The sequence below is a fragment of the Promicromonospora sp. NPDC059942 genome (genome assembly GCF_042731755.1).
GTDB lineage: Bacteria > Actinomycetota > Actinomycetes > Actinomycetales > Cellulomonadaceae > Promicromonospora.
Map to the genome: position 1 here is coordinate 219,335 of NZ_JBHWLR010000009.1, position 11,355 is coordinate 230,689.

General features: G+C 72.4%; 7 protein-coding genes. 5 read left to right on the forward strand and 2 right to left on the reverse strand.

Features of this window, described 5'->3' with window-relative positions; translation table 11 throughout:
- Positions 1 to 148: 148 nt before the first annotated feature.
- Positions 149 to 1,420, reverse strand: coding sequence for a bifunctional folylpolyglutamate synthase/dihydrofolate synthase (locus ACFV9Q_RS16705; protein ID WP_377235322.1), 1,272 nt, complete (start codon positions 1,418 to 1,420; stop codon positions 149 to 151).
- Between ACFV9Q_RS16705 and ACFV9Q_RS16710 the strand changes: the two genes are divergently transcribed.
- From ACFV9Q_RS16710 to ACFV9Q_RS16720, 3 genes are all read left to right on the forward strand, one after another.
- Positions 1,376 to 3,457, forward strand: coding sequence for a hypothetical protein (locus ACFV9Q_RS16710; protein ID WP_377235323.1), 2,082 nt, complete (start codon positions 1,376 to 1,378; stop codon positions 3,455 to 3,457). The genes ACFV9Q_RS16705 and ACFV9Q_RS16710 overlap by 45 nt on opposite strands.
- Positions 3,454 to 4,728: a hypothetical protein gene (locus tag ACFV9Q_RS16715; RefSeq protein ID WP_377235324.1), complete on the forward strand. Its 1,275-nt coding sequence runs from the start codon at positions 3,454 to 3,456 to the stop codon at positions 4,726 to 4,728. Before ACFV9Q_RS16710 ends, ACFV9Q_RS16715 begins: the two co-directional genes overlap by 4 nt.
- 192 nt (positions 4,729 to 4,920) lie before the next feature.
- Positions 4,921 to 6,168, forward strand: a complete 1,248-nt coding sequence (locus ACFV9Q_RS16720; protein ID WP_377235325.1) for a hypothetical protein — start codon at positions 4,921 to 4,923, stop codon at positions 6,166 to 6,168.
- 40 nt (positions 6,169 to 6,208) lie between these two features.
- Here ACFV9Q_RS16720 and ileS read toward each other — a convergent pair whose 3' ends face one another.
- On the reverse strand, positions 6,209 to 9,514 hold the full coding sequence (ileS, locus tag ACFV9Q_RS16725; protein WP_377235326.1) for an isoleucine--tRNA ligase: 3,306 nt from the start codon (positions 9,512 to 9,514) through the stop codon (positions 6,209 to 6,211).
- Between the two features lie 327 nt (positions 9,515 to 9,841).
- On the opposite strand from ileS, the gene ACFV9Q_RS16730 reads away from it, so the two are divergent.
- Positions 9,842 to 10,471: a SigE family RNA polymerase sigma factor gene (locus tag ACFV9Q_RS16730; protein ID WP_377235327.1), complete on the forward strand. Its 630-nt coding sequence runs from the start codon at positions 9,842 to 9,844 to the stop codon at positions 10,469 to 10,471.
- Entirely contained in the window at positions 10,468 to 11,253 is a 786-nt protein-coding gene (locus ACFV9Q_RS16735) for a hypothetical protein (RefSeq protein ID WP_377235328.1), read from the forward strand. Before ACFV9Q_RS16730 ends, ACFV9Q_RS16735 begins: the two co-directional genes overlap by 4 nt.
- Positions 11,254 to 11,355 lie beyond the last annotated feature (102 nt).

Here is an 11,355-nt window from a genome sequence, read left to right on the forward strand (position 1 = left end):
TCCCTTTCTCCTTCCTGACCCCCCCTCCTTCGTTCGTCTTGGACTGAGGTGTGCGTGTTGGGGGCCTCCCCCTCGTGTTCCCTGCCCCCCCCCGGTGCCCGGACCGGCGCCTCGGGCGCCCGCGATCAGGCGCGGCCGGCGTTCGTGCTCAGGCGCGGCCGACCAGGATGCGGGCGTCCGCGACCGTGACCACGGAACCGGTCACGAGCACGCCCGTGCCGACGGCGGCGCCCGCCGTCTCGTCGGCCTCCGCCAGGTCCGCCGCGATCTGGAGCGCCTCGTCGAGCCGGTCGGCCACGTGCACGCGGTCCTCGCCGAAGACGTCGCGGGCCACCTCGGCCAGGTCCTCCGGCTCGGCGGACCGGTCCGAGGAGTTCCGGGTGACCACGATCTCCGCGATCACGGGCTCCAGGACCGAGAGGAAGCCCTCGGAGTCCTTGTCCGCCATCACGGCGACGACGGCAACGACCCGCTCCAGGTTGAACGACTCCCCGAGCGCGTCCACCATCGCCTCCGCGCCGGCCGGGTTGTGCGCGACGTCGACCAGCACCGTGGGGCTGGAGCGCACCACCTCGAGGCGGCCCGGCGCGTCGACGTCGGCGAACGCGGCCTCGACGATCTCGGCGCCGAGCGCCCGGCCGCCGCTGAGCAGGGCCTCCGTGGCCGCGAGCGCCAGCAGCGCGTTGTGCGCCTGGTGGGCGCCGTGGAGGGGCAGGAAGACCTCGGTGTAGACGCCGGCGGGGGTGCGCAGGTCGAGGAGCTGGCCGCCGACGGCGATGCGCCGGTCGGCGACGTCCAGGTCGACGCCCTCGCGGATCAGGTGGGCGTTGACGGAGTGCGCGCGGGCGAGGATGGGCTCGATCGCGGCGTCGGGCTGCTCGGCGATGACCGCGACGGCGTCCTTCTTGATGATCCCGGACTTCTCGGTGGCGATCTCCTCGATCGTGGAGCCGAGCCACCGCTCGTGGTCCATGGCGACGGGCGTGATGACGGCGACCTCGCCGTCGACCACATTGGTGGAGTCCCAGGTGCCGCCCATGCCCACCTCGATGATCGCGACGTCGACGGGTGCGTCGGCGAACGCGGCGAAGGCCATGACGGTGAGTACCTCGAAGAAGCTCAGGCGCGGCCCGCCCTTCTCCTGGGACTCGCGGTCGGCGACGCCGATGTAGGGCGCGACGTCCTCGAACACCTCGACGAACCGCTCGGGCGTGAGCGGCTCGCCGTCGATCGCGATGCGCTCGGTGACGCTCGTGAGGTGCGGCGACGTGAACCGGCCGGTGCGCAGCCCGTGCTCGCGCACGAGGCGCTCGACCATGCGCGCCGTGGAGGACTTGCCGTTCGTCCCCGTGATGTGGACGGTCCGGTAGGCGCGGTGCGGGTCGCCGAGCAGCTCCAGGACCCGCTCGACGCGGGCCATGGTGGGGTCGATGTCAAATTCAGGGGCTCGTGCCGCGATCTCGCGGCGAACTGCTTCAAAGGCTTCGTCCACGTGACGAGGATAGGGTTCCGAAAACAACGTTGCCGATCTCGTGCGGGGGCTCAGCAGGTGTCGGACGGGCAGCAGGGATCGATGGCGGACGACGACCTCACGGCCCGTTGGCTCGGATTCGAGCAGATCTTCAGCCAGGACCGGTACGAAGGCGGGGTACCACCCTGGCCCTCTGCGATCGCGGACAGTGTGTCGGAACCGACACCGGGACTGCTGGAGATCGCTGGGACGAAGCGGCCGGACGTCGTGGTCACCGCACCGCACGCGACGAATCATGAGCGCGACGGCGCGACCAAGGTCGCCGACCGGGGTACGGGCGGCCTCGCCCTTCTGCTCGCCCGGCTGACGGGCTGCACCGCCCTGGTAGCGCAGAGCACGGCCGGTGACGCGAACTTCGACGAGGAGCATCCGCTCAAGGCACGGCTGACCGAGCTGCGGCCGGCGATCGTCATAGACCTGCACGGCATGCGGAGCCGCCCGGAGTCCGACGTCGACCTCGGGACCGGCACCGGCGTGGCGCCCGCCGACGTCGTCGCGGCCCTCATGGGCTGCGGCCTTCGGGTCACGACCAACGAGATCTTCGACGCCATGCGGCCGACCACCGTCACCTCCTTCGCCCAGGCGCGTGGCATCGCGGCGGTCCAGGTGGAGATCGGGGCCCACCTGCGCCTGCCGTCGGGTGAACCGGAGGAACTCTCCCGGCTGGTCACCGCCCTGGCCGCGGCGATCGAATGCTCGGCATCGCAACCCCGGACACGCTTCACGGCGGTGCCGGTGAAGATTCCCTCGGGTCTGGCGACCGTCGTCGTCCACCCGGACCTGCTGTCGGGGATCCACGGTCCGGTGCCGGTCACCGTCTCCACCGACGTTCGCTCCACGGTCGCCTGGGCGTGGAGTGCGGCGGCCGACGGGATACCGGACGGTGCCCGTGACTTGCTTCCGGAAGAGATCGGGGCCAGCAGGGCCCTGAGCGATGCGATGAACAGCGCCGTCTCGCTGTCGGTGCGGGTGCCGCCGGTGATACCGCTGCGCACCCGCGCCGCGCTCGCCCGCGACATGCCCGCTGCCGACGAGGTGCACGTCAACCCCGCCGACGTGGTCCCGGGTACCTACCTCCTGGTGCGGAACGGTGTCACGGCCTGGGTCAGGGCCGTGGCCCGCGACCATGTACGGGAGGGAAGCCTCCGGCTCGCTTACCAGCTCCGGCTTCTCATCGCCTCCGACGGCGACGTGGACGACGGCCTTGTCGCGCTCGTGGCTGCTCCCTCGGAGGTGATCCGGCGCCGGGCACAGGACAAGAGGTTCCGCCGGCTGGGCAGCGCCGTGGACCACACCTTGGAACGGCTCTGGCGCGCCCTCTTCCGCGCGCCGGACTTCACCGCCCGAGTGGTCCAGGCGCACGCCGGTGACGACGGGGCACCCGTGATCGCCCTGCACCCCGCGGTGTTCGACCGGATCGGTGTCGAGTCCGGTCAGCAGGTGCTGGTCCGCTGGGGAGGCCGCGAGGTCGCCGCGCTCGCCGTCGCCGACCATGACCCGCCGGAGACGGGCGTACCGCCGGTCTCGATCAAGAAGGTGCAGCGGGTCAATCGCCTCTGGCCCCACCTTCCCGAAGGCATGTCACCGCACGTGGTGGTGCGCATGTCGTCCAGTCTCCGGAACGACCTGGGTGCGCCGGTGGCGACGGTGGTCACCGTGCGACGCCGCCTGCGACCGGTCCTGGTCGGCAACCTCAACGCCCTGGTGGTCCCCCTGGCCAGCCTGGTGCTCGCCGGTGCGGCTCTGCCCGACCCCCACTGGATCACGCTGGGCCTCGGGACGGCCCTGATGTCGGTGTTCGCGCTGGCCCGCCTGCGCATCCCCCACCCACGGAGCGGGGCTCGGGTCGACGAGGGCTGGGTGGAGGAGATGGCCGAGCCGACCGGTCCCGCGGTGGGCCGCGGCGATGAGAGGGTGTGTGGGTGACCGCCCAGCACCTTCCCGGAGACGGCCCCTTCTTCGAGGAGTGGCGGGACAAGGAACCCGGGGCGCACCGGTCGCTGGCCCGCGCTCGGGCCGTCGGCGCGGCGCTGGGTACGTGGGACGGCACGCCGCCCGTGCTCACCGTGGTGGGGTCCAAGGGCAAGGGCACGACGGCGGTGCACGCCGCCGCGACGCTGTCCGCCGCGATCGTCGCGGGAGACCGCCCGGCCCACGTTGGTCTGGTCTCCTCGCCAGGCCTGCGGACCAACCGGGAGCGCATGCGGGTCGACGGTCGGGCCATCACCCCCGAGGACTACGAGGATCTCGCGCAGGCCCTCGCCCGGGCCCGGGGTTCGGTCCCGTCGACGCGCGACGGGTACCTGTCGCCGACCGGGGCGTTCACGATCGCTGGAGCGGCCTGGGCGGCAGACCGGGGTTCCGACGTGCTCGTGCTGGAGGAAGGGCTCGGTGGCCGGTCGGACGAGGTCAGCCTGTTCGACCCGCAGGTGGTGGCGGTGACCAGGGTGTTCTACGAGCACGGCGACCTGCTCGGCCCCACCCTCGGCGACGTGGCACGCGACCTGCTCGGTGTCGTGGGCCCTGCGACACGGACGATCGTGACGGTGGAGCAGGACGCCGAGGTGACCGCGATCGTGGAGGAGACCGCCGCGCGGTTCGGCACGTCGGTCGTGACGGTGACGGCGGACTCGCCGACGGCCACCACCGGGCTGCCACCGATCACCCGGCTGAACGCTGCCCTCGGGGAGGCCGCGGCACACGCCATGGCCGCCGTCCTCGGCTGGCCGGTTGACGATGCGGCGGCCACCGCCGCCCTCGCGAGCGTCCGCATCCCGGGACGGATGAGCCGGCACGTGCTCGACGGGGTGCCCGTCATGGCCGACGGCGCGATCTCGCCTGAGGGCGTCGCGGCCGCCGTCACCGAATACCTCGGCTGGCACGGTCGGCTCGACACCGTGGTGGCCAGCTTCCCCGACACGAAGGACGTCGCGGCCTGCTTCGCGGAGCTGCGTGGGTTCGACCGTGTGATCCCGGCCCGGGCGGACGACTACCTGAAGTTCTCCCGGGCCGAGGACCTGCACGGCGAGGTGCTGGACGCCCGCACCGCCATCGGTCACGGGATGGAGGTCGCCCGGGCCGAGGGCGGCGGATGCCTCCTCATCGGCACGCAGTCGTACATGGGTCTCGTGCTGGACGCGCTGGACGTCGGGACCGACACCGCGTTCGAGCGCCCGCCGGGGGCCCCGGCCAACTGAGCTGCGTTCAGCAGGGCGTCCGGGACCGTCTGGACCAGCGAGGCGGTCGCATGCCGCCTGCTGAACGCGCGTCAGCCCGCGTCAGCTCCGGACGAACCACACGTCTGTGTTGCGGCATTTCACCCTGTCGAGAACGATGACATCGCGGCGTCGGACGTGATGCGCAGGGTTCGTCGAGGGGGAACCAACAGCATGGGACGAAAGAGCACGGTGCACCGCACGATCGTCGTCGGGGTCGCCGCTGCGGCACTCGCCGCGTCGGTGGTGGTCTCGGTTCCGGCGACCGCCGGCGGTCTTCGCCAGGGGCCGGAACGGGCCGCCCTGGAGTCCGCCCTGGAGTCCGCCGTGGACCACACCGCACACGCCGCCACGGCGCTGGCCGGCGCTCCCGGCTACGCCGGCGTCGCCGTCGACTACGACGCCGCGCGGGTGACCGTCTCGTGGAAGGGCGACGTGCCAGCCTCGGTCGGCGCGCTGGCGGAGCAGGTCCCCGCGGGGGTGACCGTCGACGTGGCGCGGGCCGCGCTGAGCGAGGCGGACCTGCACGCGGCGAGCACCCGGCTGCTGGACGGCCAGCGGGCGGCGTACGGCCCGGACGCCGTGGTCGCGGCGCTGCCGGCCGGCGACTACACCGGCCTGGTCGTCGAGGTCAGCCGGGACTCGGCCGCCGCCCGGACGGCCGGCCTGGCCGAGAACCTGACCGCCGCGGCCGGCGTGCCCGTCCAGGTCGAGCTCGTCGACGACGGCGTCCAGCCGACCGCCGTCAGCCGCCGCAACGACGCCGCGCCGTGGAGCGCCGGTGGCGCGATGGCCACCAGCAGCGGCTCCGACTACTGCACCACGGGCTTCTCGATCGTCACGGCGGCCGGCAACCACAAGATCGTCAGCGCGGCGCACTGCAACGCCGGGATCGGCTCCCTGGTGCGCGACGGCGAGGGCCAGCAGCTCGGCAAGGTCACCAACCGCGCCCTGGAGATCGACGCCGAGCTCATCGACCCGGTCGGCGAGCCCGGGACGTCGGGCTCGGTGTTCGGCGGGCCGTGGAACGCGTCGAGCGTCAACGCGCGCTACAGGTTCCCCGTCGTCGGGGTGCAGCAGCCCGCCGTGGGCCAGAACATCTGCTCCTCCGGGGCGGTCACGGGCGAGCACTGCGGGGCCAAGGTCCGCGCCGTCGACGTCGCGTGGACCTGCGGCAAGAAGACCTGCCACGGCTTCCGGGCCAGCCGGGACGACGGCGGGGTCGTCGTGGGCGGCGGCGACAGCGGCGGGCCGATGTACGCCGTCATCGACGGCAAGGCGTACGCCCGCGGCATGATCGACGGCGGCTCCAACCGCCGCAGCTGCGGCAGCACCTCGGTGACCACGCAGTGCTTCTCGTACGTCTACGGCATCCCGATGGTGGACATCCTCGCCAGGTGGGACGCCCGCATCGACAGCTGACGCCGCCCGCGGGTGCGCGGGCGGCGTCAGCCGACGGGCATCAGGCCTTGGCGACCGTCACGGCGCGCTCCGGCCCGGCGCTCACGGTGAGGGACTCCGCCAGCGTCTCGCGGGAGACCAGGTCGCGGTGCGCCTCGACGGCGGCGACCCATTCGGCGGGGACCGTGAGGTCCAGCGTGATGCGGTCGGCGACCTGCAGGCCCGCGGCCTTGCGCGCGTCCTGCACGTCCCGCACCACGTCGCGGGCGTAACCCTCCGCCAGCAGCGCGTCGTCGAGCTCGAGGTCGAGCACCACGAACCCGCCGCCGGCGAGCACGCTCGCCGCCGTCGTGGGCTCGGCGACGTCCCCGGCGGTGTCACCGGCGACGACGGTGGTCAGCTCGTACTCGCTCTCGAGCAGCTCGACGTCGCCGTCCGCCGTCGCGACCACGACGGCGCCCGCCCCGGACACGGACCAGGCACCGGACTTCGCCGCCTTGATCACGGCCTGCACGCCACGCCCCAGGCGCGGCCCGGCGGCGCGGGCGTTGACCGCGAGCCGCTCGGTGACGCCGAACGACGCCGCGACCTCGGGCGAGAACGCGACCAGGCGCACCTCCTTGACGTTCAGCTCCGTCTCCAGCAGCCCGGTGAACGGCGCGACGCCGTCCGGATCCGCGACCGCCACGACGAGCGACCGCAGCGGCTGCCGCACGCGCAGCTTGTTCGCCTTGCGCAGCGCCAGCGTCTGCGACACGACGGCCCGGGCGGACTCGACGGCGGCCACGAGCGCGTCGTCGGCCACCAGGACCTCGCCCTCGCGCGAGCCCGGCGCCAGCGACGGCCAGTCCGCCAGGTGCACGGAGCGCTCGCCGGTCAGGCCGCGCCAGACCTCCTCCGTGAGCAGCGGCGCGAGCGGCGCCATGACCCGGCACAGCACCTCGAGCGCGGTGGACAGGGTGTCGAACGCGTCGGCGTCCTCGGCCCAGAACCGGTCGCGCTGCGTGCGCACGTACCAGTTGGTCAGCGCGTCCAGGTACTGGCGCACCGAGTCGCAGGCACCCGCGATGTCGTACGTGTCGAGCTGCTCGGTCACGTCGGCGAGCAGGCCGCGCGTGCGCGCCAGCAGGTACCGGTCCATGACGGGCAGGCCGGCCACACGCTCCGGCGTCAGCGGCTGGGCGGCGTAGCCCGCGCCGTCGTTCCCGGCGTTGGCGTACAGCGTGAAGAAGTAGTACGTGCTCCACAGCGGCAGCAGCACCTGGCGGACGGCGTCGCGGATGCCGTCCTCCGTGACGATGAGGTTGCCGCCGCGCAGGATCGGCGAGGCCATGAGGAACCAGCGCATCGCGTCGGAGCCGTCGCGGTCGAAGACCTCGTTGACGTCCGGGTAGTTCTTCAGCGACTTGCTCATCTTGCGGCCGTCGGAACCCAGCACGATGCCGTGCGAGACCGCCGTCTTGAACGCGGGCCGGTCGAACAGCGCCGTGGACAGCACGTGCATCATGTAGAACCAGCCACGCGTCTGGCCGATGTACTCCACGATGAAGTCGCCCGGGAAGTGGTGCTCGAACCAGTCCGAGTTCTCGAACGGGTAGTGCACCTGGCCGTAGGGCATGGAGCCGGAGTCGAACCAGACGTCCAGCACGTCCTCGACGCGGCGCATCATGGACTGCCCGCTCGGGTCGTCCGGGTTGGGCCGGGTCAGGTCGTCGACGAACGGCCGGTGCAGGTTCGGCTTGCCGTCCTGGTCCAGCGGCAGCCGCCCGAAGTCCTTCTCCAGGTCCTCGAACGACCCGTAGACGTCGATCCGCGGGTACGCCGGGTTGTCGCTCTTCCACACCGGCACGGGCGAGCCCCAGAACCGGTTGCGCGTGATCGACCAGTCGCGGGCGTTCTCCAGCCACTTGCCGAACTGGCCGTCCTTGATGTGGTCGGGCACCCAGGTGATCTCCTGGTTCAGCTCGCCCATGCGGTCCTTGAACTTCGTCACCTCGACGAACCACGAGGACACGCCCATGTAGATCAGCGGGTTCCGGCAGCGCCAGCAGTGCGGGTAGGAGTGCGCGTACTGCTCGCGGCGCAGCAGCACGGTGCCCGGCGTCGTCCGCCCGGCCTCGTCGTCGCCCGCGCCGCGCGTGCGCGCCTTGAGATGGTCGATGATCGGGGCGTTCGCCGCGAAGACCTGCAGGCCCGCGTACTCCTCGACCGGGAAGGTGAACGCGCCGTCGGCGCCCACGGGGATGACCGGGTCCACGCCCTCGCGGTCGCTGACCTGCTTGTCCTCCTCACCGAACGCGCCGGCGTTGTGCACCAGGCCGGTGCCGTCGGTGGTGGTGACGAAGTCGGCCTCGACCACGCGGTGCGCGCCCGCGTGGCCCTCGAAGTAGGCGAACGGCGGCTCGTAGGCGGCGCCCAGCAGGTCGCTCCCCTTGAGGCGTCCGACGACGGTCGGCTCCTCGGCGCCCTCGTCCGTGAGCTCACGGGCGTACGCCGCGACGCGGGCCTCGGCCAGCACGTACCGCTGCGGGGTGCCGGTGAACGACGACTCGACGATCGCGTAGTCGATGTCCGGCCCCACCATGACCAGCAGGTTGGACGGCAGGGTCCACGGCGTCGTGGTCCAGATGAGCAGGTGGTCGTCGGCGCGCAGCGTGTCCGCGCCGTCGGGCACCTCGGTGACCCGGAAGCCGACCGTGACGGCCGGGTCCTGGCGCTGCTGGTAGACGTCGTCGTCCATGCGCAGCTCGTGGTTGCTCAGCGGCGTCTGGTCGTTCCAGCAGTAGGGCAGCACGCGGAAGCCCTCGTAGATCAAGCCCTTGTCGAACAGCGACTTGAAGGCCCAGATGACGCTCTCCATGAACGTCGGGTTCAGGGTCTTGTAGTCGTTCTCGAAGTCCACCCAGCGCGCCTGGCGCGTGACGTAGGTGCGCCACTCGTCGGTGTACTTGAGCACGCTGGAGCGGCAGGCCTCGTTGAACTTGTCGATGCCGAGCTCGACGATCTCGTCCTTGGTCTTGATGCCGAGCTGGCTCATGGCCTCCAGCTCAGCCGGCAGGCCGTGCGTGTCCCAGCCGAAGCGGCGCTCGACGCGCTGCCCCTTCATGGTCCGGTAGCGCGGCACGACGTCCTTCGCGTACCCGGTCAGCAGGTGGCCGTAGTGCGGCAGGCCGTTGGCGAACGGCGGGCCGTCGTAGAAGACGAACTCGTTGCTGCCGTTCTCGCCGGCCGGGCGGGCGTCGACCGAGGCGCGGAAGGTGTCGTCCTGCTCCCAGTACGCGAGGATGTCGCGCTCGAGGTCGGGCAGGCTGGGCGAGGCGGGGACGGCGCTCTCGGCGTCGCTGGGACGGTGCAGCGGATAGGCCATGATTCTTCTGGCTCCTGGCGGGTACGCGGTTCGGCAGCAGGTGGACTTCTGTGGTGCTCTGCTGCGAGGACGCCGCACCTGGGTGCGCCGCGGTACCACCCCGCTTGCCGCCCGCATGCGCGGTCGGCCGCTCGTTGACGGCTGTGACGGGCCTACCCGTCCGGTTCTACTGGGGCTCCCCCTGCCTGACGGCGGTGGGGTGACCTGTTCTTCCGGAGGCTCGCCGGTGATGGCCGGGTCGATGCCTGTGGGGCAATCCTACCGAACCTCGGCAACCGGAAAGATCCCGCGTGCAACCTGATCGGACCCGGGACGCGTCCATGGGGCATGAGCACAATCAGCGAAGCGACCGGTCCGCCGGTCCGCACCTCCCGGCAGGACGGGCCGGCGGCCGTCCGGGACGACGCCCCCGGGTTCTCGGTGGTCCGCACCGGCGCGTCCGCCGAGGAGCAGTTCCGGCTCTTCGCCGTCGAGCACACCGCCGCCCTGCACCGCATCGCCTACCTGCTGTGCGGTGACGACCACCGCGCGCACGACCTCACCCAGATCGCGCTGGAGCGCACCTACCGCCGCTGGTCCCGGATCAACGGCAACCCGTTCGCCTACGCCCGGAAGGTGCTGGCCACCGCCCGCATCGACGGCTGGCGGCGCACCCGCCGCGAGGTGCTCCAGCCGCCGGAGGACCTGGCCGTCGCGCAGGAGCGGCAGCACGCCGTCGGCTCCGTCGGCTCCGTCGGCGACAGCGGTGCCCAGGTCGCGGAGCGCGAACGCCTCGTGCGGGCGCTCCGGCAGCTCGGGCCAGGCCAGCGACGGGTCGTGGTGCTGCGGCACCTGCTCGACCGGTCGGAGGCCGACGTCGCCGAGGAGCTCGGCGTCAGCGTCGGCAACGTGAAGTCCCAGGGCGCACGCGGCCTCGCCCGCCTGCGCACGTTGCTCTCGGAAGGAGCAGAGGCATGACCAGCTACGACCACGCCCCGGAGCCGCTCGACGACAGCTGGCTGGCGCACGTCCGCGAGGTGAGCGGCGGTGTGGTGCCGCCGAGCCCCGCCGACGCCCACGCGCTGGCGAGCGTCGCGGTGCGCCGTACCCGCACCCGCCGCGCGGTCCTCGCGACCGGCGGCGGCCTGACGGCGGTGGCGGCCTTCGCGGGCGCCGCGTTCGCCCTCGGCGGCCCGACGACGACCGGCATGCTGCTCCCGGGCGGGGCGCCGTCGACGTCGGTGTCCGACGCGGCTGTTGCCGCGGCCACGGAAGGGGCCGCCGATGCCGCCGCCGGTGTTGCCGCCGGCGAGGCGCCCGCGGGCTGGCACACCCACGTGCTGAAGGGCCTGACCTACTCCCTGCCGCCCGAGATCGTGACCAGCGGGCCGGTCTCGGACGAACCCGGCGTGACGTCGGACATGTGGCACAGCGAGGCGGATCCCGACGCCCCGCCGTTCCTCCGGATGGCGTTCTACGACGACGGGCCCGAGAGCAAGGAGTGGCCGGGCATCGCCGAGCGGACCGGCGGCGAACCGTTCGACCTGGCGGGGGCGAAGAGGGCCGTCGAGCTCGACGTCGCCGCCGAGGTCTACGGGCTGCCCGCCGGCACCGAGGTCCCCGACGACGAGAAGGGCCCGCGGCTCCTGGTCATCGAGCCGGCCACCGGCCCGGGCGCGTACTACATCACGCTCAACCTGCCCCCCGAGACGGCCGAGGCCTTCGTCGAGTCCTTCGTCCCGACCCTGTCGCTCGACTGACCCCACCGCAACCACCCGGTGTTGGGGGAAGAAAGTGGCGTGGGGCCAGGTGTGCCTCTTGTGGGAAACGCCGTCGTTGAAACCAAGAAACATGGGCGGGCA

Coding starts and splice junctions, on each gene's coding strand:
- ileS (WP_377235326.1), bottom strand. CDS start 9,514: ATGGCCTATCCGCTGCACCGTCCCAGCGACGCCGAGAGCGCCGTCCCC.
- ACFV9Q_RS16705 (WP_377235322.1), bottom strand. CDS start 1,420: ATGGCCCGCGTCGAGCGGGTCCTGGAGCTGCTCGGCGACCCGCACCGC.
- ACFV9Q_RS16720 (WP_377235325.1), top strand. CDS start 4,921: ATGGGACGAAAGAGCACGGTGCACCGCACGATCGTCGTCGGGGTCGCC.
- ACFV9Q_RS16735 (WP_377235328.1), top strand. CDS start 10,468: ATGACCAGCTACGACCACGCCCCGGAGCCGCTCGACGACAGCTGGCTG.
- ACFV9Q_RS16730 (WP_377235327.1), top strand. CDS start 9,842: ATGAGCACAATCAGCGAAGCGACCGGTCCGCCGGTCCGCACCTCCCGG.